The organism is Sulfitobacter alexandrii, assembly GCF_001886735.1.
Classification (GTDB): Bacteria; Pseudomonadota; Alphaproteobacteria; order Rhodobacterales; family Rhodobacteraceae; genus Sulfitobacter; species Sulfitobacter alexandrii.
In genome coordinates this window covers 95631-118531 of the sequence record NZ_CP018077.1, presented here as the reverse complement: position 1 = coordinate 118531, position 22901 = coordinate 95631, and the positions used below count along the sequence as shown (strand labels likewise).

General features: G+C 66.2%; 20 protein-coding genes. 6 read left to right on the top strand and 14 right to left on the bottom strand.

Annotated elements, in window-relative coordinates; translation table 11 throughout:
- The gene (puhE, locus tag BOO69_RS19230; RefSeq protein ID WP_071974013.1) at positions 1-801 is read left to right on the top strand and encodes a putative photosynthetic complex assembly protein PuhE; all 801 of its coding nucleotides are present in this window, start codon (positions 1-3) and stop codon (positions 799-801) included.
- The gene (hemA, locus tag BOO69_RS19225; RefSeq protein WP_071974012.1) at positions 791-2005 is read left to right on the top strand and encodes a 5-aminolevulinate synthase; all 1215 of its coding nucleotides are present in this window, start codon (positions 791-793) and stop codon (positions 2003-2005) included. Before puhE ends, hemA begins: the two co-directional genes overlap by 11 nt.
- 129 nt (positions 2006-2134) lie before the next feature.
- On the opposite strand, the gene hemC is transcribed toward hemA, so the two are convergent.
- Positions 2135-3085, bottom strand: a complete 951-nt coding sequence (gene hemC / locus BOO69_RS19220) for a hydroxymethylbilane synthase (RefSeq protein ID WP_071974011.1) — start codon at positions 3083-3085, stop codon at positions 2135-2137.
- Positions 3086-3182: 97 nt separating this feature from the next.
- Here hemC and hemE point away from each other — a divergent pair, with 97 nt between their 5' ends.
- Positions 3183-4223 (top strand): uroporphyrinogen decarboxylase, encoded by a 1041-nt coding sequence (gene hemE / locus BOO69_RS19215; protein ID WP_071974010.1) that lies wholly within the window; start codon positions 3183-3185, stop codon positions 4221-4223.
- A gap of 23 nt (positions 4224-4246) precedes the next feature.
- Here hemE and BOO69_RS19210 read toward each other — a convergent pair whose 3' ends face one another.
- The 5 genes from BOO69_RS19210 to BOO69_RS19190 all read right to left on the bottom strand — a co-directional run bounded on the left by BOO69_RS19210 (position 4247) and on the right by BOO69_RS19190 (position 8558).
- Complete coding sequence (locus BOO69_RS19210; RefSeq protein WP_071974009.1) at positions 4247-4540, bottom strand: CcdB family protein; 294 nt, start codon at positions 4538-4540, stop codon at positions 4247-4249.
- A gap of 11 nt (positions 4541-4551) precedes the next feature.
- Positions 4552-4773, bottom strand: coding sequence for a type II toxin-antitoxin system CcdA family antitoxin (locus BOO69_RS19205; RefSeq protein ID WP_071974008.1), 222 nt, complete (start codon positions 4771-4773; stop codon positions 4552-4554).
- An 85-nt stretch (positions 4774-4858) separates the two neighbouring features.
- Positions 4859-7066, bottom strand: coding sequence for a xanthine dehydrogenase family protein molybdopterin-binding subunit (locus BOO69_RS19200; protein WP_071974007.1), 2208 nt, complete (start codon positions 7064-7066; stop codon positions 4859-4861).
- The gene (locus tag BOO69_RS19195; protein WP_071974006.1) at positions 7063-8055 is read right to left on the bottom strand and encodes an FAD binding domain-containing protein; all 993 of its coding nucleotides are present in this window, start codon (positions 8053-8055) and stop codon (positions 7063-7065) included. The genes BOO69_RS19200 and BOO69_RS19195 overlap by 4 nt, the downstream gene beginning before the upstream one ends.
- On the bottom strand, positions 8052-8558 hold the full coding sequence (locus tag BOO69_RS19190; protein WP_083545752.1) for a 2Fe-2S iron-sulfur cluster-binding protein: 507 nt from the start codon (positions 8556-8558) through the stop codon (positions 8052-8054). The genes BOO69_RS19195 and BOO69_RS19190 overlap by 4 nt, the downstream gene beginning before the upstream one ends.
- A gap of 268 nt (positions 8559-8826) precedes the next feature.
- Here BOO69_RS19190 and BOO69_RS19185 point away from each other — a divergent pair, with 268 nt between their 5' ends.
- Together BOO69_RS19185 and BOO69_RS19180 are read left to right on the top strand one after the other, a co-directional pair.
- Positions 8827-10359, top strand: coding sequence for a malonate--CoA ligase (locus tag BOO69_RS19185; RefSeq protein ID WP_071974005.1), 1533 nt, complete (start codon positions 8827-8829; stop codon positions 10357-10359).
- A 15-nt stretch (positions 10360-10374) separates the two neighbouring features.
- The gene (locus BOO69_RS19180) at positions 10375-11253 is read left to right on the top strand and encodes an NAD(P)-dependent oxidoreductase (protein ID WP_071974004.1); all 879 of its coding nucleotides are present in this window, start codon (positions 10375-10377) and stop codon (positions 11251-11253) included.
- Positions 11254-11257: 4 nt separating this feature from the next.
- Here the strand turns inward: BOO69_RS19180 and BOO69_RS19175 are convergent, their stop codons facing one another.
- Entirely contained in the window at positions 11258-12151 is an 894-nt protein-coding gene (locus BOO69_RS19175; protein WP_071974003.1) for a LysR family transcriptional regulator, read from the bottom strand.
- 98 nt (positions 12152-12249) lie between these two features.
- On the opposite strand from BOO69_RS19175, the gene BOO69_RS19170 reads away from it, so the two are divergent.
- Entirely contained in the window at positions 12250-13143 is an 894-nt protein-coding gene (locus BOO69_RS19170; RefSeq protein ID WP_071974002.1) for a DMT family transporter, read from the top strand.
- A gap of 12 nt (positions 13144-13155) precedes the next feature.
- Here the strand turns inward: BOO69_RS19170 and BOO69_RS19165 are convergent, their stop codons facing one another.
- The 7 genes from BOO69_RS19165 to BOO69_RS19135 all read right to left on the bottom strand — a co-directional run bounded on the left by BOO69_RS19165 (position 13156) and on the right by BOO69_RS19135 (position 22683).
- Positions 13156-14919, bottom strand: coding sequence for an AMP-binding protein (locus tag BOO69_RS19165; RefSeq protein ID WP_071974001.1), 1764 nt, complete (start codon positions 14917-14919; stop codon positions 13156-13158).
- 11 nt (positions 14920-14930) lie between these two features.
- Positions 14931-17312 (bottom strand): amidase, encoded by a 2382-nt coding sequence (locus BOO69_RS19160; RefSeq protein WP_071974000.1) that lies wholly within the window; start codon positions 17310-17312, stop codon positions 14931-14933.
- The gene (locus BOO69_RS19155) at positions 17312-18028 is read right to left on the bottom strand and encodes an ABC transporter ATP-binding protein (protein ID WP_071973999.1); all 717 of its coding nucleotides are present in this window, start codon (positions 18026-18028) and stop codon (positions 17312-17314) included. Before BOO69_RS19155 ends, BOO69_RS19160 begins: the two co-directional genes overlap by 1 nt.
- Positions 18021-19046 (bottom strand): ABC transporter permease subunit, encoded by a 1026-nt coding sequence (locus BOO69_RS19150; protein ID WP_071973998.1) that lies wholly within the window; start codon positions 19044-19046, stop codon positions 18021-18023. Before BOO69_RS19150 ends, BOO69_RS19155 begins: the two co-directional genes overlap by 8 nt.
- Entirely contained in the window at positions 19046-19912 is an 867-nt protein-coding gene (locus tag BOO69_RS19145) for an ABC transporter permease subunit (RefSeq protein WP_071973997.1), read from the bottom strand. The genes BOO69_RS19150 and BOO69_RS19145 overlap by 1 nt, the downstream gene beginning before the upstream one ends.
- A gap of 64 nt (positions 19913-19976) precedes the next feature.
- On the bottom strand, positions 19977-21197 hold the full coding sequence (locus BOO69_RS19140) for an urea ABC transporter substrate-binding protein (RefSeq protein WP_071973996.1): 1221 nt from the start codon (positions 21195-21197) through the stop codon (positions 19977-19979).
- Positions 21198-21240: 43 nt separating this feature from the next.
- Positions 21241-22683: a flotillin domain-containing protein gene (locus BOO69_RS19135; RefSeq protein WP_237267621.1), complete on the bottom strand. Its 1443-nt coding sequence runs from the start codon at positions 22681-22683 to the stop codon at positions 21241-21243.
- Positions 22684-22901 lie beyond the last annotated feature (218 nt).

The following is a 22901-nucleotide window of genomic DNA, read 5'->3' as shown; positions in this document are numbered from 1 at the left end:
ATGTCGCCCTGGCTCGCCGCCTTCATCGCAGTATTCTCCTGGTGGTTCTTCACCGGGATCATCCTGCTGGTGGTGCGGCGCGCCGACGGGGGCGACGCGGTGGCGCACGGGCGCAATGTCTTTCTGGCCGTGCCCCTTCTGGCGCTTGGGGCGGCGGCGATCGTCGTGTCCGCGCAGGAGCTGACGGTGGCCAATGTCCACATCGCCTTTCTCGGCACCCTGATGGTCTGGGGCTGGATCGAACTGGCTTTTCTTGCCGGGGTCATCACCGGGCCCGAACGCCGCCCCTGTCCACCGGGGCTGCGGGGCGGCGACCGCTTCCGCCGCGCGTGGCGCACGGTCAGCTACCACGAATTGCTGCTTCTGTTCGCCCTGCTGGCGATCCTGACGATCACCCGCGGCGCCGACAACACGGTCGCCTTCTGGACCTACCTGATCCTTTTCGTCGCGCGCATCTCGGCCAAGCTGAACCTGTACTTCGGGGTGCCGCGCATCAACACCGAATTCGTGCCGCGACCGCTGGCACACCTGAAATCCTATTTCCGGCAGGGGCCGATCACGATGGCCTTCCCCATCGGGGTCACCTTCCTGTCGATCACCGCCGCGTGCTTTGCCGAACGGATCGTCTCGGCGCCAAGCCCGGAGGCCCTGGTGGGGTTTACCCTGCTGACCGCGCTGGCCGCACTGGCCACGCTCGAACACTGGCTGATGGTGGTTCCGCTGCCCGACGCCAAGCTCTGGCGCTGGATGCTGCCGGACTCCCCAGCCTATCAAGCCAAGGACAAGACCCATGAACTTTGACGCCCTCTTTCAAACCCAGATCGACAAGCTGAAGCAGGAGGGCAATTACCGCTACTTCGCGGAACTCGAACGCAAGTGCGGCAAGTTCCCCCGCGCGGCCAACCACGTCGACGGTGAAAAGCGCGACGTGACGGTCTGGTGTTCCAACGACTATCTGGGCATGGGGCAGAACCCGCTGGTGATCGACGCCATGTGCGAGGCCGTGCGCCGCACCGGAACCGGCGCGGGCGGCACCCGCAACATTTCCGGCACCAACCACGATCATCTCCTGCTCGAGGCCGAACTGGCCGACCTGCACGGCAAGGACGCGGCACTGCTCTTTACTTCCGGCTACGTGTCGAACTGGGCCGCGCTCTCGTGCCTCGGCAGCCGGCTGGAAAACTGCGTCATCCTCAGCGATGCGGGCAACCACGCCAGCATGATCGAAGGCATCCGCCATTCCCGCGCACAGAAGGTGATCTGGAAACACAACGACTGGCGCGACCTCGAGGCCAAGCTGGCCGCCCTGCCCGCCAACGTGCCAAAGATCGTCGCCTTCGAATCCGTCTATTCGATGGACGGCGACATCTGCCCGATGCGCGAGATCGTGGAGGTGGCCGAGAAATACGGCGCCATGACCTATCTCGACGAGGTGCACGCCGTCGGCATGTACGGCCCGCGCGGGGGCGGCGTGTCCGAACGTGAAGGCCTCGCGGACCGCATCACGCTCATCGAAGGTACGCTGGGCAAGGCGTTCGGCGTCGTCGGCGGCTATATCACCGGTTCCGCCGCGCTGTGCGATTTCATCCGCAGCTTCGCCAGCGGTTTCATCTTCACGACCGCCCTGCCCCCCGCCGTCGCCGCGGCGGCGCGCGCCTCCATCCGGCACCTGAAATCCAGCAGCCTCGAACGCGACCTGCAGCAAAAGCAGGTCGCCAAACTGCGCGAGATGCTGGACCGTGCGGGCATCCCGCATATGCACAACACCAGTCATATCGTTCCGGTGATGATCAAGGATCCGGTCAAGACCCGGATGCTGGCCGACTACCTGATGCAGGAATGGGACATCTACGTGCAGCCGATCAACTATCCCACCGTGCCGAAGGGGACGGAGCGGCTGCGCTTTACCCCGTCGCCGCTGCACACGGACGCGGACCTTGCCCACCTGGTGGAGGCGCTGTCACACCTCTGGCGGCAATGCGCGATCAGCCACGCGGTCGCCTGACCGTCTCCGCCCGTCAGTACGGCCAAGATCGACGCCGGGCGGGGTGCCATGCGCACAGTGCATCATCCTGAAAGGTCCACCGCGCCGCGGTGGATCGGCCCGTCTTTCGATCCAACTGAACCGCCGGCCTTACGTGCGCCAGTCGAAGAAGCCCTCGCCCGCGCGTTCCAGCAGCTTGCGCGCCATCTCGTGGCCCGCTTCGGCGCCGTCCTCCACCGGGCAGCTGGTCGCGTCGTCCAAGGCCTCGGATCCGTCCGGGCGCAGGACCTCTCCGCGCAGGTGCAGCGTGCCGCCCTCCAGAACCGCAAGGCCCGCGATGGGGGTCTCGCAGGAACCGTCAAGCTCCAGCAGGAACGCCCGTTCCGCCGCAAGGCGCTGGCTCGTGGTGTGATCGTGGATCGCCTCGAGCATTTCGGCCACGCGGCTGTCGTCCACGCGCCGCTCGATTCCGATGGCCCCCTGCGCGACAGCGGGCAGCATCGTCTCCACCTCGATCGGGCTTGCGGGCACCTCTTCCATCATGCCCAGACGGTTCAGCCCCGCCATCGCGAGGAACGTGGCCGCAGCCACCCCCTGATCGAGCTTCATGAGCCGCGTCTGCAGATTCCCGCGGAATTCCACGACCTCGAGGTCGGGCCGCCGCAGCTTGAGCTGGGCGCGCCGCCGCAGGCTCGACGTGCCCACGACCGTCCCCTGCGGCAGGTCGGCAAGCGCCCGCGAGGTCGGCGAGATGAAGGCGTCGCGCACATCCTCGCGCGGCAGGTAGGTGTCGAGGATCAGCCCCTCCGGCTGGATCGTCGGCATGTCCTTCATCGAATGCACGGCGATGTCGATCCCTCCGCCCAGCAGTTCGGCCTCGATCTCGCGGGTGAACAGGCCCTTGCCGCCGATCTCCTTGAGGGGGCGGTCGATGATCCGGTCGCCGGTGGTCTTGATCACCACGATGGTGAATGCCTCGAGCGGCAGTTCGAACGCCTGCGCCAGCCGCTCGCGGGTCTCTTCGGCCTGCGCCAGCGCAAGGGGCGAGCCACGTGTGCCGATGTTGAGCGGGTTCTGCGGGGTGGGCAAATTCTTGATCATGCTCTCTCGTACCTCTGTAAACCCAGGCTGACAACTCTTGTATCTGTGCCATCGAAAAAGCATGATGGCGCGAACACTTCCAGCTAAGAGTACCCCCATGAGCAAGTCAAAGACCATCCTGCGCGCGCTGGCGGGCGAAACCCTTCCGGTGCCGCCGATCTGGATGATGCGGCAGGCGGGGCGCTACCTGCCGGAATACAAGGCGACCCGCGCGCAGGCGGGCGATTTCCTGTCACTGTGCTACAATCCCGATCTCGCGGCCGAAGTCACCTTTCAGCCGATCCGGCGCTACGGTTTCGACGCGGCGATCCTCTTTGCCGACATCCTTCTGGTGCCGCAGGCACTGGGGGCCGACCTGTGGTTCGTCACGGGCGAAGGGCCGCGCCTGTCCACCGTCACCACCCGCGCCGAAGTGGACGCGCTCAAGCCGGCCGAAGCCATCCATGACAGGCTGAATCCGATCTACGAGACGGTCAAGATCCTGTCCAGGGGTCTGCCGGAGGAGACCACGCTGATCGGTTTCGCCGGCGCCCCGTGGACCGTCGCGACCTACATGATCGCCGGGCGCGGCACGCCCGATCAGGCTCCCGCACATGCCCTGAAATCCGAGGACCGGCCCGTGTTCGAGGCTCTGATCGAAAAGATCACGGACGCGACCGTCCTTTACCTGTCGGAGCAGATCAAGGCCGGCGCCGAGGTGGTCAAGATTTTCGACAGCTGGGCCGGATCCTTGGAGGGCGATGATTTCGACGCATACTCGCTGAAGCCGATGCAGCGGATCACCGCCGCGCTGCACGATATGCATCCGGGCGTGCCCGTCATCGCCTTTCCGCGCGGGGCCGACACCCGGTACGAGGGGGCGCATGCCGCCATCGGGGCGGAATGCATTGCCATCGATGACGGCGTTTCCGCGGAATGGGCCGCGACGAACGTCCAGCCGGACGGCTGCGTGCAGGGCAACCTGAAATCGTCGCACATGGTCACCGGCGGCGACGCGCTGGTTTCCGAGACCCGGCGCATCGCCAAGGCCCTGTCCGGCGGTCCGCATATCTTCAACCTCGGGCACGGCATCACGCCCGATGCCGACCCTGAAAACGTGCAGCTGATGATCGACACGGTGAGAGAGGGGCAGCGTTAGGCCCCGATCCAGCGGCCCCAGCGTCAAACGCCGTCGATCAGGATGTCCAAAGCCCGTTTGATGGCATCGCGATGGTCCGCCAGTGATCCGATCCGGTTCCGCAGTTCCGATCCCGGAACCGCGGCCAGCTCCTGCACCCGCACGATCCATGTCGTTCCGTCCAGTTCCACCGTCGGGGTCAGCCCCGGAAAGGCGGCGTAGCGCCCTGCATCCCGCAAGGGGGCCACGACCCGCGACGCTTCGATCCCAATCAGGTCGGTCTGAAGGTCCACGACGATCTGCCCGCCTTCAAGACGGTAAAGGTCGAACTGCGCCATGGCTTGCCGCCTCAGAAACTGCGGAACCTGGCCAGCGGCAGACCGTCCCGCGCGATCTCGTCCGCGTAGGCGTCGATCGCCCCTCGGTTCTCTTCCCGCCACTGGCGGTTGCGCTCGACCTTCGACGCCTCCGCGATGGCCGCTTCGGCGAGGCGCGACATGTTAAGCCCAAGCGACCGGGCCGTCCGTGCGACCTCGGCATCGAGGGTCAGGTTGACCTTCACGCGGCCCATATGCGCCTCCCGTGCGATGCGTATCAGTCAGGAGTATAGGCAAGGCGACCCTTTCAGGCAATACAAGCGAAGTAGTCGCCTCCCGCTAGATCACCTCGGGCAACCCCTCCAGCAGCTTGTCCAGCGTAGCCGGGTAATCCCGCACCCGCACGCCCGTCGCGTTGTAGATCGCATTCAGCACAGCCCCCGCGCCGCCGCAGAATCCCAGCTCGCCAATCCCCTTGGTCTGGATCGGACAGGCCCAGTCGTCCCTTTCGTCAAGCAGGATCACGTCCAGTTGCGGCACATCCAGGTTCACCGGAACGTGGTATTCGGCCAGATTGTGGTTCACGATCCGTCCGTCGCGCGGGTCGTGCATCAGTTCTTCGGTGAGGGCCATCCCGATACCCCATGTCATGCCGCCATAGCATTGGGACGTCGCCGTCTTTTCGTTCAGGATGCGGCCCGCGCCGAAAACGCCGGTCATGCGCCGCACACGGGTTTCGCCGGTGACGGCATTGACCGCCACTTCGCAGAAATAGGCCCCGTAAGACGCCTGCGCGACGGCCGAGGCGGTATCGCCCGGCTCTACCGTTCCCTCGGCGGACATGGCGCCGTCTGCCAGAATTTCCTTGAGCGTGCGGCGCACGTTCCCCGCGGTCGCCGTGCCGTCCTGCAGCGCGAGATCCTCTTCCCGGACGTCGAGCCTGCGGCTCATCTCGGACCTGAGCGCCTCGCAGGCGAGAAACACCGCCGAGCCTGACGAGGACGCGCCCCATGATCCGCCCGACCCTGCCCCCTTGGGCAGCGAGGAATCTCCCAGACGGGTCGTCACCTGCTTCATCGGCAGGCCCAGCATCTCGCCCGCGACCTGCGCGAGGACGGTATAGGTGCCGGTGCCGATATCGGTCATGTCGGTCTCGACCACCGCCAGCACGTCACCCCCCTCATCGAGGTCGAGTGTGACACGCGCCGATGCCTTGCCGATCATGTTGACCCGGCTCGCGCCGGCCATGCCATGCCCGATCAGCCATTCGCCCTCGCGCTGGCCGCCGGGCGTCCTGTTGCGCTTGTCCCACCCGAACTGTTTCGCGCCGACCTTCATTGCCTCGGCGTAGGTGTGCGAAGAGAACGGAATGTCCTCCTCGGGGTGGCGGTCCGGCAGGTTGCGCATCCGCAGCTCGACCGGATCCATGTCCAGCTTCTCGGCCAGTTCATCCATCGCGTTTTCCAGCGTGGGCATGCCGACCGCTTCGCCCGGCGCACGTACCGATCCGGCGCACGTCCGGTTGAGCCGGGCAATGTCGATCGACAGTTTGCGGTGTTCCCCGGCATAGAGAAAGTGGGTCGACTGCGTGACCGGCTCGGCGAACTCCTCGCCCTCGAGGTTCGACACTAGCGCTTCGTGCCCGATGCCGGTGAGTGTGCCATCGGCCTTCGCCGCAAGCCGCAGGCGCTGGCGGGTCTCGGACCGGCGCATCGTCGCTTCGAACACCTGCGGTCTGGTCAGCGCGACGACGACGGGCCGTCCGATCTCTTTTGCCGCGATCGCCGCGGCGACCGTTTCGGGCGAGACCCCAAGCTTGGACCCGAAGCCGCCCCCGACATAGGCGGCGTGGATGCGGACCTTGCCGGGATCGATCCCGAGTGAATCCGCCACTTCATCCACGTTGTAGTTCAGCATCTGGTAGCTGGCATAGAGCGTCAGCGCATCGCCATCCCACGTCGCCGCGGCGCAATGCGGTTCCATCGCGGCACTGTTGTGGCCGGGGGTCCGGTATACCGCGTCCACGCTGACCTCCGCCTCTTTCATGGCCGTGTCGAGGTCGCCTTGCGTGAAATCCTCGTTCCCGTCGGTCTCTGCCGCCTCGGCGTCCAGCGCCGGCTCTTTCGCGTCCCAGCTCAGCTTGAGCGACTGCGCCCCGTGGCGGGCCGCTTCGAAGCTGTCCGCCACCACCAGCGCCACCGGCTGACCGGCATAGAAGACCTCGGTCGGCCCCTGCGCGGGGGCCTCGCCCGCCGTGCCCTGCGCCGGGTTCCGAAGCAGCCTTTCGTCGGTGATCACGTCGAGCACGCCCGCCATTTCAAGAACCGCGTCCCGGCCGAAAGAGGTGATCGTCCCTCGAGCGAATGGCGCGCGTACCAGAACGCCATAGGCCGTTCCGGGCAGGTTCCACTCATGCGCATAGCGGGCCAGTCCACTGACCTTCAACGGGCCTTCCTGCCGGTCGAGCGGACGGCCGACAAGGCCCTGCCGCGTGTCATCCAGCCGGTGCGTCGTCGCCGCCTCGTCCATCTTCAGATGCTTGTTCATGCCGTGTCTCCCAAGCCGCAAATGTCCTTCAGGACCGCGATCAGCGTCCGGCGCATCAAGGGCACCTTGAAATCATTGCCGCCGTACGTTTGCGCTTCCGCCAGCAGGCTGTCGGCCGCCTTGGAGAACAGATCCTCCGACGGCGCCTGACCCCTGAGCAGGTCCTCGACCGCCGTGTCGCGCCATGGCATGTGCGCCACGCCGCCGAACGCCAGCGCGATGTCGTCGATCTTGCCGTTCTTCAACCGGCCCACCGCCGCGACGGACACGAGAGCGAACGCATAGGATGCGCGGTCCCGCACCTTGCGATAGACGTGCCGCGCATCGGCCATGGGTGCGGGCAGGATCACCGCGGTGATCACGTCACCCGGTTCGAGCGTATTGTCCCGCTCCGGCGTATCGCCGGGCAGCCGATAGAAAGTTTCCAGACCGATGGTCCGATAACCGCCGTCCTGACCGAGGATCTCCACTTCCGCTCCGAGGGCCCGAAGCGCCACGGCCATGTCGCTGGGATGTGTGGCGATACATGCGTCGCTGGCGCCAAGGATGGCGTGTATCCTGTTGAAACCCTCTTTCGCGGAACATCCCGAACCGGGCTCGCGCTTGTTGCAGGGTGTCGACGTGTCATAGAAATAATAGCAGCGCGTGCGCTGGCAGAGGTTGCCGCCAGTGGTCGCCTTGTTGCGCAACTGCCCCGAGGCCCCGGCAAGCAGGGCCCGCGACAGCACCGCGTGATTGCGCCGGACCTCGGGATGCGCGGCAAGATCGCTGTTCGTCACCAATGCCCCGATGCGCAGGCCCCCCTGCTCGGTCGTCGTGACCTGATGCAGATCCAGACGGTTGATGTCGACCAGCTTGTCGGGGCTCATGACCTCCAGCTTCATCAGGTCGAGCAGGTTGGTGCCGCCCGCGATGATCGTGGCCCCCTGCCCTGCGGCCCGCGCCGCATCGGCGGGATCGGTCGCGCGGCTGTAGTCGAAAGGTCTCATGTCTTCTGCTCCGCGATTTCGGCGATGGCCGCGACGATATTGGGGTAGGCGGCGCAGCGGCAGATGTTGCCGCTCATCCGCTCGGCGATCTCCTCGACCGACAAGCCGACCTCCGCTTCAAGGTTTTCCGTGACGTTGCTGGGCCACCCCGCCCTGAGTTCCTCCAGCATCGCCGTGGCCGAACAGATCTGGCCGGGCGTGCAGTATCCGCACTGGTATCCGTCGTGCCGCACGAAGGCGTCCTGCATCGGCGAAAGCGCGTCCGGCGTGCCCAGGCCCTCGATCGTCGTGATCTCGTCCCCGTCGTGCATGCAGGCTAGCGTGAGACAACTGTTGATCCGCCGTCCGTTGACCAGAACGGTGCAGGCACCGCATTGCCCATGGTCGCAGCCCTTTTTCGATCCGGTCAGCCCAAGATGGTTGCGCAACGCGTCCAGCAGGGTGGTTCGGCTGTCGGCCTCCAGCTCGTGGGAAGCTCCGTTGATGTTCAGCTGTGTGTGCATGGGCGTGCTCCTGCCTGGTGCGGTCATGCCTGCGCGGTTCGGCAAGCGGGATGACGCGCGGCGCGCATCAGTCGCTCAACACGGCAGGCCACCGGATGTTCCTGAAAATGACCGCACGGCACCCGCGACTGCCCCTTCCGGGCGTCGCGACCGCGCGCGCCGACCGCCGGTCGGCCACCGGATGCGGTAATGGGGTTGACCCGCGCCGCGCCGGGCGGGAAACCTGACACAACCCGTCCGGCGGGACCGACAGATCAGGAAGACACCCATGAGAAACCCGCTTTTCGACACTCTTTTCGGCATCCACGCGGGAAAGGATACGCCGTTCCTGCACCTCGCCAACGGCACGGTGATCTCCCACCGCGCCTTCCTCGAACAGGCCGCACGGATGGCCCACGCCACCGCCGAAGCCGGACTGAAACCGGGTGACCGGGTTGCGGTGCAGGTGGAAAAATCGCCCGAGGCACTGGCCCTCTATGCCGCCTGCGCCCAGGCGGGGCTGGTGTTTCTCCCGCTGAACACGGGCTATACCGCGCAGGAGCTCGACTATTTCGTCGAGAACAGCGGCGCGGCACTGGTGATCTGCGACAGCGCCAAGAAGGACACGCTCGCGCCCATCGCCGGCAGGCTCGGCGCGCAGGTGGAAACGCTCGACAGGGACGGGACCGGCACGCTGATGGACCGCGCCCGCGACATGCCCGCCGACTTCCCGACGGCAGAGCGGCAGGCGGAGGATCTGGCCGCACTGCTTTATACATCGGGCACCACCGGGCGGTCCAAGGGCGCGATGCTGACCCAGCACAACCTGCTGTCCAATGCCGACACGCTGGCGCGCTACTGGCATTTCAGCGCCACGGACGTGTTGTTGCACGCGCTGCCGATCTTCCATACCCATGGCCTGTTCGTGGCGACGAACATCATCCTCGCCACGGGCGGCAGCATGATCTTCCTGCCCAAGTTCGATCTCGACCAGATCATCGAACATCTGCCGCGGGCGACGACGATGATGGGCGTGCCCACCTTCTACACCCGGCTGCTTTCAGACAGCCGCTTCACCCGTGACCTTGCCAAGGGCATGCGGCTGTTCATCTCCGGCTCTGCACCGCTGCTCTCCGAAACCCATGTGCAGTTCGAGGACCGCACCGGCCACAAGATCCTCGAACGCTACGGCATGACCGAAACGAACATGAACACCTCGAACCCCTACGACGGCGAGCGCCGCGCCGGCACGGTCGGTTTCCCCCTGCCGGGGGTCGAGCTCAAGATCACCGACCCCGAAAGCGGGCAGACCCTGCCTGCGGGCGAGATCGGACAGATCGAGGTTCGGGGCGAGAATGTCTTCAAGGGATACTGGCAGATGCCCGAAAAGACCGCGGCCGAACTGCGCGACGACGGCTTCTTCATCACCGGCGATCTGGGCAGGCAGGACGCGGATGGCTACGTCCACATCATCGGACGGAACAAGGATCTCATCATCTCGGGGGGATACAACATCTATCCCAAGGAGATCGAGGAACTGCTCGACGCGCAGGACGGCGTGCTGGAAAGCGCGGTGATCGGCGTGCCGCATCCCGATTTCGGGGAAACCGTGCTGGGCGTCATCGTACCGTCCGGCGACACGCCCCCGGACGAGGCGGCGATCATGGCCGCCGTGACGCAGTCGCTCGCCCGGTTCAAGCATCCCCGGAGGCTGGTGATGCTCGACGAGCTGCCCCGCAACACCATGGGCAAGGTGCAGAAGAACATGCTGCGCGAACGCTATGCGGACATGTTCACCGCACCCGCGTCCGGCACACCCTGAACAAGAGGACATGACTTGCAGAACATCGGATTGATCGGCGTTGGCCTGATGGGCCACGGCATCGGCAGGAACATCGCAGCCAAGGGCCGCGCGCTGCACTTCCTCCACCACGCGGGCAACCAGCCGACCGGGGATCTGGTGGCGCTGGGGGCCACGGGCCACGACAGCGCGGCATCGATCGCCGAGCTTTGCGATACCGTGATCCTCTGCGTCACCGGCAGCCCGCAGGTCGAGGATGTCCTGCTCGGCTCCGGCGCGCTGCTTGAGGCGCTCCGCCCCGGCAGCATCGTCATCGACTGCTCAACCGCCACACCGGCCTCCACCCGCGCGCTGGCCGAACGGCTGCGGTCCGCCGGTTGCTCGCTGGTCGATGCGGCCATGACCCGCACCCCGAAGGAAGCCGAGGCAGGCAGGCTCAACCTGCTGGTGGGCGGCGACACGGCCGCCGTGACGGCGGTGACTCCGATCCTCGAAACCTTTGCCGAGAACATCTTTCTCGCCGGCGGATCGGGCAGCGGTCACCAGCTCAAGCTCATTCACAACATCATCTCGCTCGGCACCGTGACGCTCATCGCCGAAGCCGCGGCCTGCGCCCTCGCTGACGGGATGGACCCCGAGGCCATGGTGGACTGCCTGCGCAAGGGCGGCGCCGGAGGCGTCGCGCTTGAGCGGGTGGCCCCCTTCATCCTCGAGGGGGACTCGTCCGCGCTCCGTTTCAGCATCGCCAACGCCCACAAGGACGCGCGCTATTACACCGACATGGCAAGCGATCTGGGCGCGTCCCGACTGGTGGCCGAGGCGGTGCAGCGCACGCTGGCCGACCTTGTCGAGGGCGGCGCGGGCGATGCCCATGTCCCCGAAGCGATCCGGCTGCTTCAGACCCGCCGAAGCTGACCTCTCAGGCCTGCCGGTCGTCCCGGTCCAGCAGGCTCAGGAAAGACTTCAGCACCGGCTTCGATTGGTCGTCGCGCCAGACCATGCAAAGCTCGATCAGCGGCGCGGTCCCTTTCAACGACAGGTACCGCACGCCCGACCGTTCCATGCCGAGCATGGAACGGGGCACAAGGGACATCCCCATACCTGCCGCCACCAGTCCCAGGATCGTCGGTATCTGGATGGCTTCCTGGTGTATCCGCATGGACCGGCCCTGCCCGGCATAGCACGCCGCGACGGCATCGTGGTAGGAGGGGGCGAAGTGGCGTGGAAACAGGATCAGCGGCGCATCGGCAAGGGCCGCGAAATCGACATCTTCATGCCGCGCGACAGGCCATGCCGCCGGCACCGCCGCCACCAGCGGCTCCTGCAAGAGCGGCCTGTGCGCCAACCCGCCGCCGAAATGTCCGGTCGGCCCGATCACGATACCGGCGTCGATCTCGCCCTTGCGCAGGCCCTCGAGCTGCACGTCGCTGGTCGCCTCGCGCAGCTCGACCCGCACGTCGGGCAAGGCGCGACGATAGCGGCACACCAGATCCGGCAGCAGGGTGAAGGACGCGATGCTGACGAAGGACAGGCGCAGCACCCCCGTCTCGCCCCGCGCCGCGCGGCGGGCGATCTGCGGCATCGCCTCCGCCTCTGCCAGCAGCCGCCGCGCGTACTCCAGCCAGATGGCACCCGCCGGTGTCAACGCGACCCGCTTGGCGCTCCGGTCGAACAGCGCGACGCCGATGCTCCGTTCCAGCTTGCGGATCGACATGCTCAACGGCGGCTGTGTCATGTTCAGCCGGGCCGCGGCACGGGCAAAGTGCAGCTCTTCCGCAACGATGACGAAATGCCTGATCTGGCGCAGGTTCATGCCGAAGTCCGATATGCGTTCCGTATCAATGCAGACTGAACAATATATTTCCCATTGTCACGGGCCGCCCCTACCCTGCCCGCAGGAAGGGAACAGGCATGACAAACACCGCCACGGAACAACCTGAACGGACAACTTCGGGAATCGCCTTGATGTGCGCCGGTGTCGCCAGCCTCAGCGCGAACGACGCGCTGGCGAAATTGCTGGTCGAAGACCACGCGCCCCTGCAGATCCTGTTCATGCGCAACGTGATCGCCCTGCCTTTCGCGCTGGCACTGGTCCTCGCGATCGGCGGCACCGGCGCGTTGCGCTCGCACCGGCCCGCGGCGCACCTTGTACGTGGGGTTCTGTGGATCGCCGCCACGATCCTCTTCTTCACCAGCTTCCGATACCTCGAACTGGCCGAGGCGACGGCGCTGATCTTCGTTGCCCCGCTGTTCATCACCGCCCTGTCCGCGCTGTTTCTGGGCGAGGTCGTGGGCAGGCGGCGCTGGCTGGCGGTCATCGCCGGTTTCGTCGGCGTGCTGATCGTGATCCGTCCCGGCACCGCGGCGTTTCAGCCGGTATCGCTGCTGCCGGTGCTGACCGCGCTGATCTACGCCCTGCTGATGCTCAGCGCACGCTGGGTCGACAGCCGCGAAAGCGTCTGGACCATGCTGCTTTACCTCACGGGCACCAGCGCCGTGCTGAGCGCGCTGATCGTGCCGTTCTTCTGGACCCCGGTCCGCCCCGAGAACCTGTGGCTCTTCGTCGCCATCGCGCTGTTCGGCACCGCGGGCATGACGATGATGACACAGGCGTTCCGCCTCGCCCCGGCCGGGATCGTCGCACCGCTGGATTACACCGGCATCGTCTGGGCCACCGCCTTTGGCTGGCTGATCTGGCGCGAGGTGCCGGATGCGCCCGCCTTCATCGGCGCGGGCGTCATCATCTGCAGCGGGCTGTTCATCATCTGGCGCGAACACCGCCCCGCCAAACCGCCCGGCCCCTGAGCCGGCGCAGGCCTACCCGCCCTGCTGGCCCAGTTCCTCGACCATGCGGTCGCGCATGACGAACTTCTGCGGCTTGCCGGTGATCGTCATCGGCAATTCCTCGACGATCCGCACGTGACGGGGCACCTTGAAATGGGCGATATTGCCCTGGCAATGGGCCACAACCGCCTCGGGCGTCAGCGCGCTGTTCCGCCTCGGGATCACCCATGCGCAGACCTCCTCGCCCAGCCTGTCGTCGGGGATGCCAAAGACCTGCACGTCGCTGATGTCCGGATGGCCGTACAGGAACTCCTCGATCTCGCGCGGATAGATGTTTTCACCCCCGCGGATGATCATGTCCTTCACCCGCCCGGTAATCGAACAGAAACCTTCCTCGTCCAGCACCGCCAGATCGCCCGTGTGCATCCAGCCGTCGCGGATCGCCTCGGCGGTGCGCGCGTCGTCGTCCCAATACCCCTTCATCACGGAATAACCGCGCGTGCACAGTTCGCCCTGAACCCCCGCCGGTACGATCTGGCCGTCCTCGTCGACGATCTTGACCTCGAGATGCGGATGGACCCGGCCCACCGTCTCGCACCGCTGGCGCAGGGTGTCGTCCACGAAGCTCTGAAAGGAGACCGGCGAGGTTTCGGTCATGCCGTAGCAGATCGTGACCTCCTTCATGTTCATCCGGTCGTTCACCCGCTTCATCACGTCCACCGGACAGGGGGCACCCGCCATGATGCCGGTGCGCAGCGACGACAGGTCGCGCGGCACCTCGTCCAGCTTCTGGAGCATCGCGACGAACATGGTCGGCACGCCGTAGAGCGCGGTGCAGCTTTCGGCGGCCAGCGCATCGAGCGTCTGGTCGGGGTCGAAGGCTTCGCCCGGAAACACCATCGCGGCGCCCTTGCTGACCGCGCCCAAAACGCCCATCACCATGCCAAAGCAGTGATACAGCGGCACCGGGATCGCCAGCCGGTCGTTCTCGGTCAACCGGATGCGGTCGGTCACGAAACGCCCGTTGTTGAGAATGTTGTAATGCGACAGCGTCGCCCCCTTGGGCTGGCCCGTCGTGCCCGACGTGAACTGGATGTTGATCGCCTCGTCGGGCTGCAGCGTACGGTCGATCTCGGGCAGGCGGAGCTGTTGCGCGGGACCGCCGAGGTTCGACACCTCCCCGAAACTCCAGACTCCCTTTTCGTCCGCCGCATCACCCATCACCACCACGTGCCGCAACTGCGGCAGGCGCGCGGCGCGCAGGCGGCCCTTCTCGCTGCTGTCCAGTTCGGGCGCGAGAGCGCGCAGCATCTCGACGTAGTTCGACGTCTTGAAGGACCGCGCCAGCACCAGCGCCTTGCAGCCGACCTTGTTCAGCGCGTACTCCAGCTCGGACAGGCGATAGGCCGGGTTGATGTTCACAAGGATCACCCCGATCCGCGCCGTGGCGAACTGGGTCAGCACCCATTCCAGCCGGTTGGGTGACCAGATGCCCAGCCGATCGCCCTTGGTCAGCCCCATCGCCAGCAGACCGGATGCCAGCGCATCCACCGCCCGGTCCAGATCGTAATAGCTCAGCCGTGATCCCGGAAAGACCAGCGCGTCGCGCGGGCCATACCGGGCGACCGCGTCGCGCAGCAACTGCGGGATCGTGGCAAAGGCCAGCGGCGGGTGCGCGCCCCCTTTCGCGTAGGATTTGCCGTCCTGCGGCGCGAGGTCGGCGGCGGTTTCCGCCACGCCGTCTTCCAGACCGAAGTTCTGGATGCGACCGGCGATGCTTTCATTCAGGATTGTCATCCGAAATCTCCTCACATGCTGCGCCAGTCGCCCGATTGTTCAAAGGCATGGGCGGCCTGGTAGATCTTCATCTCGCCGTAGTGCGGTCCGACCAGCATCATCCCGATGGGCAACCCCTCGGCAAGGCCGCAGGGCAGGCTCATCGCCGGAAGGCCACCGTTGAACGGCGCGGTATTCGCCACCATCTCAAACGCCCGCTGAACATACAAGCTCAGCGAACTGTCGGCGGGCGGGTGCGGCTGCGGCTTGATCGGCAGGGTCGGCATCAGCAGCAGGTCGTACTGCTTCAATGCGGCAAGATAGCGGTCGTTGCAGCGCCGCATGATGTTCTGCGCCTTGCCGTAGAAACGCCCCCGGTATTGGCGCTGGAAATGTTCGCCCACGAACATGCAGGTCTTCAGCGAATGGCTCAGCTCGTCGGCCCGGCCGCGCCACTGCGCCATGTGGTCCGTCATCGACGGCAGGAACAGCCCGCGATAGTTGGTGCCTGTCGAATTGCCCCACATCATCCCGTCCTGTAGCCCCTCCAGCGTGATCGCGGTCCAGGCGTCCATCGCGACATGATGCTCGGGCACCGACACCTCTTCGACCCGCGCGCCCAGATCGCGGAACCGCTCCGCCGCCTGCAACACCTTCTGGTCTACATCCGTTTCCGAGTTGGGGTGCCCGAAGCCTTCCTTCAGGATGCCGATGCGCATGCCCTGCGCCCCGCGCCCCAGCGCCTCGGTATAGCTGAAGACCTTCGGCTTGTACTGGCGCGGGTCCAGACCGTCTTCGCCCGCCAGCACTTCGAGCAGCAGCGCGTTGTCGGCCACCGTGTTCGTGACCGGGCCAAGGTGGTCGATGGTCTGTTCGACCCCCATCGCGCCGGTATAGGGCACCAGTCCGTGGGTGGGTTTCATCCCGTAGCAGCCGCAGTTCGATGACGGGATACGGATCGACCCGCCCTGGTCCCCGGCGATGGCCATGTCCACCTCGCCCGCTGCCACCAGCGCCGCCGAGCCCGACGATGATCCGCCGGCCATGTAGCCGCGCTTCCACGGGTTGTGCACAGGCCCCTTGGCGTTGGTGTGCGATCCGCCCGACAGGCAGAAGTTCTCGCAATGCGCCTTGCCGGCGATCACTGCGCCCTCGTCCAGCATCCGGGTGACAATGGTGGCGTCGATCTCGGGCGTGTAGCCTTCCATGATGGACGAGCCGTTCATCATCGGCACCCCGGCGAGGCAGATCGTGTCCTTCAGCGCGATCCGCTTGCCGCGCAACCGTCCGTCCGGCGCCCCGCGCACCTCCGTCTTGACGTACCATGCGTTCATCGGGTTCTCGGAAGGCGACGGGAAATGCCCCGGACTGCGCGGATACCGGACCTCCGGCAGGTTGTCGGGCATGGCGTCCAGCCGATCATAGGCCTGCATGTAGGGCTCGATGATCTCGGTGTATTCCTGCAGGTCCGCGTCCGACAGCGACATGCCAAAGCGGTCGGCCATGCTGCGCATCTGGGCGAGGGTGGGGCGTCTGATGGTCATTGAAGTCACCGTTGATGCAAATGTTGAGGGGAGCTCGGGCGCGGCGCGCGGCTGGCGCATATCTGGGGGCGGCGGCACATCGGGCTGGCCCGCGCGCCGCGCGGGGCCGGGTGTGGTGCCGGGACCGCCGCGCGTGGCGCGTGCGGCGCCGAAGCCAAGAAAGCTGTCCACCTTCGTCCTGTCCGACAAATCGGCCCGGCTCAGGGTGCCGGTGATCCGGCCCCGCTCCAGCACCAACACCCGGTCCGACAGATCCGAGATGAAGTCGAAGTTCTGTTCCACGAGCAGGATCGACAGACCGCGCTTGTCCCGCAGGCTCAGCAACGTCTCGGCCATCTCCTCGATGATCGACGGCTGGATGCCCTCCGTCGGCTCGTCGAGCAGCAGGAACGCCGGGTCGCCCATCAGGCAGCGCGCCAGCGACAGAAGCTGCTGTTCGCCCCCCGACAGCGCCCCGCCGTCGCGGTCCAGCAACCGGGTCAGGCGCGGGAAATCGGCCAGCACGCTTTCCATCACCTCCGCTTCGGTGCCGGCGCCGTAGTCATGCCAGGCAAAGCGCAGGTTGTCGCGCACCGACAACTGCGGAAAGATGCCCCGCCCCTGCGGGACATAGCCCAGCCCCAGCCGCCCGCGTTCGTTGGGCGGCAGGCGGGTGATGTCGGTCTGGCCGAACCGGACCCGCCCGGCGGTCGGCGGCAGGAACCCCATCAGCGTCTTCAGCAGCGTTGTCTTGCCCATGCCGTTGTGCCCCAGCACGCCGACGACCTCGTTCGCCGCGACATCCAGATCGATCCCATGCAGGATCGGCACCCGGCCATAGCCGCCCGAAAGGCCATGGGCCGACAGCAGCGCTTCTTCGTCCTGATCCATCAGCTTTTCTTCCCGAGGTAGACAGCCCGCACCCGGGCATCGGACATCACGCGGTCCACGTGGTCCTCCATGAGGACCGCGCCTTGATGAAACACCGTCACCCGGTCCGCGATGGCGCGGATGAACTGCATGTCGTGCTCGACGATCACCACCGCCGCCGTCCGGGTCAGGTCGTGGATGATCGCGGTCATCCGTTCCACATCCTGCGCGCTCATCCCCGCCGCGGGTTCGTCGAGCAGCACCAGCCAAGGGTCTGCGACCGCGACCAGCCCCAGTTCCACCCGCTGCCGTTCACCGTGGGCCAGCTCCCCAAGCGGGGTGCGGGCGATGTTTCCCAGCGCCAGCCGCGCAATCATCTCGTCGGTGCGCGCGCGCGCCTCCGCCACCGGATGAAACCGTCTTGCGGCCAGCCAGATGTTCTCGTGCACACTCAGCGCGTCCAGCACATTGGGCGTCTGGGTCTTGATCCCGACTCCCAGCGCCGCGATCTGGTGCGGCTGCCACCCCGTCACCTCCTGCCCGCGCATGAAGACATGGCCCTCCGTCGGGGTCAGCAACCCTGTCACGCATTTGAAGAAGGTCGACTTGCCCGCCCCGTTCGGCCCGATCAGGCAGCGCAGTTCGCGGGATTTCAGCTTGAAGTCCACGTTGTCGCTTGCGGTCACCCCGCCGAACCGCATGGTCAGCCCATGGGTTTCCAGCACCGTCTCAGCCATGCCGCACCCTCCGCATCCGGCGGAGATCCGGCTTGCGCCCTGCGCGGCCAAAAACGGCACGGATCAGCGCCGCCACGGCGGGCGCCAGTCCACGTGGCAGGAACAGCACGAAAAGCACAAGGATCAGCCCGGTGATCAGCGTGTTGTCGATCAGGCTCTGCTGGCCCAGCAGGAACTTGAGATAGGCAAGCCCCGCCGCCCCAAGGATCGGCCCGATCCGGGTGCCCAGCCCGCCGACGATGCACCAGATGATGATCTCGGCCGACTGCCCCAGCGAAAACAGGTTCGGCGTGACGATCTCGGCCCAGTTGGCGAACAGCGCCCCCGCCAGCCCCGCGATGGCAGCACCGATGGCGAAGAGCACCGTCTTGCGCGCCGCCACGTCGTAGCCCATCAGCCCCATCCGGGTCTCGTTCTCGCGAATACCGACGGCCACCCGCCCAAAGGACGACCGCAACAGCCACGTGACCAGCAGGAACACGATCACCAGCGCCACGGCGCAGACGTAGAAATAGGGATCGCCCCAGATGTACGCCCCCGGATCGCCCGGAACATTCAGGGTCTGGAAACCGGGGATGCCGTTGAACCCACCCAGCCGGGCGTTTCCGATCGCGTATTGCGGCCCGGCGGTGGAATTGACGAACTTGAACAGGATCAGCGTCACCACCAGCGTGATCACGCCAAGATAGACATCCCCCAGCCGCCCGTAGAACATCATCGCACCCAGCAGCGCGGCAAAGACGGCGGGCACCGCGACGGCCAGCAGCATCGGCAGGGTGCTTTCCCCGATGTTGATCGCCGCGATGGCGTAGGTATAGGCGCCGAGGCCAAAGAACGCCGCCTGCCCGAAACACAGGATCCCGCCGAAGCCCCAGATCAGCCCGAGGCTGAGGCCCAGCATCCCGTAGATCACCAGCACCGTCAGCGTATAGGTGCCGATCAGCATCGGCAGGATCCAGATCAGCAGGGCCGAGACCACAAGCGTCAGCAGGACTTCGCGCGCAACCGTCCGCGTCATCACAGCTTCCCCCTGAACAGCCGGGCGGTGATGCCCTGCGGCATGGCCCGCAGCAGGATCACCGCCGCGACCAGCAGCGCGACTTCGCCGATCACCGGTGACATGGCGAAGGTAAAGATCTGGCTGACGACGCCAAAGCTCGCGGCGGAGCTGACAAGCCCCGCGATCAGCGCCGGACCGCCCGCGATCACCGTGATGAACGCCTTGGCGATGTAGGCCCCGCCCGAAGTCGGCACCAGCCCCACCAGCGGCGCCAGCACCGCGCCCGCCAGCCCCGACAACGCCGAGCCGCAAAAGAACGTGGCCATGTAGATGCGGTCGGGGCTGTAGCCCAGTGCGGCGGCCATGTCGGCCCGCTGCATCGTGCCCCGCGCGATCAGCCCCCCGCGCGTGCCGCGCAGCACCGCGTACATGCCGGCAACCAGCAGCACCGAGACAACGATGATGAAGAAATTGTAGCCGTTGATCTGGTAGGCCCCGACCGCGAAGCCGGGGATCGGTGTGGAAATGCCGGTCGTCGTATTGCCGAAGATCATCGTCGCCAGTCCGATGAACACGAGGCTCAGACCCCATGTCGCCAGCATCGTGTCCACCAGCCGCCCGTACAGGTGCCGGATGACCAGCCGTTCGACCACCAGACCGATCAGCCCCACGATCAGCGGTGCGATCACCAGCATGGCGACAAACACGTTCACGCCCAGCCCAACGGCGGTGATGGTCACGTAGCCGCCCATCATCATGAATTCCCCGTGCGCGAGATTGATGACCTTCATCATGCCGAACACGACCGCAAGGCCCGCGCTGATCAGCACCAGCGATGCCACCGCGTAGAGGATCTCGACAAGGATAACGAAACTCAGGTCCATGATGCCCGCCTGGAATTGGGGGACCGGGGCAGCCTCGACCGCCCCGGCCCGTGGGAGGGACGGATCAGATCTCGATCTCGTACTGCGTGTTGTCGTCGGGGTTCGCGCCCAGGTCGCAGACCGCCTGCGTGTCGATCGGCGCGCGCTGCGGCAAGGTTTCGATGACCGCCATCTTCTGGTCGCGCATCTCCATCAGGTGCACATCCAGAATGGCATGGTGGGTCTGCGGATCGACCGTCACCTTGCCGCCCGGCCCGGTGATCGAAACCCCCGTCTCCAGCGCCTCGATCACGGCCTCGCGCTCTATGCTGTCGGCCTTGCGCACGCCTTCCGCCCATGTATGCAGGCCATGGTAATGCGACACCGCGATCTCGTGCATCGACTGGTCCCCGTCGAACATCGCCGCCCACCGCGCCATGAATTCCCGGTTCTCGGGCGTGTCCAGTTCCTGGCTGTAGTTGTAGGCACACATGATCCCGTTGCCTTCTTCCGGGGTCAGCACCTTGTGCTCGTTGCCCACCCCCAGCGTCGTGGAGGCCAGCGCGATCTTGTCCTTCATGCCTGCCGCGGCCCACTGGCGGAAGAACGACAGGTGCGGCCCGCCCACCAGCGGCGCGATGACGAGGTCGGGCGCGGCTGTCTGAACCTTGGCGATGGTCGATCCGAAATCGCTCACGTCCAGCGGAAAGAAATCGGTGCCCACCACTTCGCCACCGTTGTCGCGCACGAATTTCTCGATCCAGCGGGCGGTGATCTGGCCGTAATTGTAATCCGCCGCGAGGATATAGACCTTCTTGCCCGAGTTGTTCATCGCGTAGGGCACCAGCGCCTCGACCTGCTGTGCCGGTGTCACCCCGTTGATGAAGATATTGCGGTCGCAGACACCGCCCTCGTAAAGCACGTTGTAGAAATACAGCGTGCCGGTCTTGCGCATGGTCTGGCGGATCGCCTCGCGCGAGGCGGAGAGGATGCCGCCGTGCACCACGTCGACCCTGTCCTGCCGGGTCAGTTGCTGCGCGTACTGCGAATAAAGCGCCATGTCGGATTGGGTGTCATAGGCCACCACCTCGACCTCGCGGCCCAGAAGGCCACCGGCCTCGTTGATCTCGGCCACGGCAAGCTGCGTCGCCATCGCCATCGGCTTGCCGTAGGCGTCAAAGGGGCCGGACTGGTCGAGGATGGACCCCAGCCGGATCGTGTCGGCGGCCAGCGCCACCCGTGGCAGCAGGCCCGCCGTGGTCAGGGCGGCGGCACCGCCAAGCAATTCTCTTCTGTTCAGAGACATCGTATGTCCTCCGTTGGTCGGTTTCAGTGTCGGTGACCGAGCGTCACTCTTTGGGTGTCTTGGGGTCGTCCTTGGCCTTGATGCGGTTGGCGTAATCGGCGGTGCGCCCCGCGTTGGCGACGTCGAAATCCAGTCCGATCTCCTCGCCCATCTGCTTCATCGCGGGCAGGCGCACGGCCATGCCCAGGATCTGGTCCATCGCGGCACCGAAGGCGCTGTCGACGCCCCCGCCCTCGCCCTGCGACCCGCCCATGCCGCCGCCGATCTGGTTGATGCGGATCGACTCGATCTTTTCCACCGGCTTCATCATCTGGGTCATGATCTCTGGCATCCGGTCCAGCTTGCGCTCTTCCAGCCGCATCCGGATAACCGCGTCGCTCAGGGTGTTCTCGGCCTGGTTCAGCGCCGCACGGCCCGCCGCCTCGGCCTCCATCGCGGCCTTCTCGGCGTTGGCGGTCGCGGTCCGCGCCGATGCATCCGCCTGCGCCCGCGCCAGCAGCGTGCTGACGTCGCTCTTGACCCGCGCGTCCTCCAGTTCCAGATCGCGCGCCTGCCTCAGCCGGGCGATTTCGCGCTCCCGCTCGGTCACGGCACGCTCCTTCTGGGCCTGCACGCTCTCGGCCGCGAGGATCACCTGCGCCCGCGCCTCCTCTTCCTCGGCCTTGGCCTTGGCTTCCTTGGCCCGGGACTGCGCCAGCCGGATGCCGTTGGCGATCTTGGCTTCCTCCAGTTCCAGCAGCGCCTTCATCTCGGCCTTGCGCAGCGCCTCGTCCGCCGACACCTGCGCCGCCCTGGCTTCCTGCTCCTCGCGGATGCGAATGGTCTCCGACGCGCGATGCTGTTCGGCGCGGGACTGTGCCGAACGGCTTTCGGATTCCGCCTCGAGCCGCGCAAGATGCTCGCGCTGCGCGATCTCCGCTTCCCGCTCGGCGCGCTGAAGTTCGATCTGCCGCTGATGCTGGGCAAGGCGATGCTCGCGCACCGCGATCTCCGTGCTGGTCTCGACCGCGATCCGGGCCTTGCGCTCTTCGGCGACCATCTCGGCCAGCCTGCGCATCCCCCGCGCGTTGAAACTGTTGTTCTCGTCGCGCTGCGCGAAATCGCTCTGATCCACCGACACCAGCGCCGCCGTGACCAGTTCCAGCCCCAGCCGGCCGGCGTGATCCGCAACCATTGCCGACACTTCGCGGGTAAAGGCCGCGCGCTCCAGATGGATCTCGTTGATCCCCCGCGCCGCGGCGGCGGTCTGGACGGCGTTGGCCAGCGGCCCGGTCAGCACTTCTTCGAATGCGTCACCGCCGCGCGCAACCCGGTGACCGAAGGCCTGCGCGGCGGTGGCGATGCTGGCCGCATCCGATCCGACACGCAGTTCGAATTCCATCAGGATATCGGCGCGCAGCGCATCTGCGGTCAGCACCGCTTCGCGCCCCGTCCGCGCGAGCGTCACCGCGGCGGTCTGCATCGACACCCGCTGAAGCTGGTGCACGATCGGCAGCGCCAGACAGCCCCCGTCGGTCGCCCATGCCGGTGCGGACCAACGCGGTTTCCAGCGTCGCCTTGGCGTAGAATCGTTGCAGGAACCAGATCCCGAACAGCAGGACCGCGATGATGACGACGCATGCCAATAGCCAGTACAAAATGATTTCTCCCCGTCGCGCCCTGCCCCGCCTCGCGGGGCCATGGCCTGTCACTCTCTCGACGGTG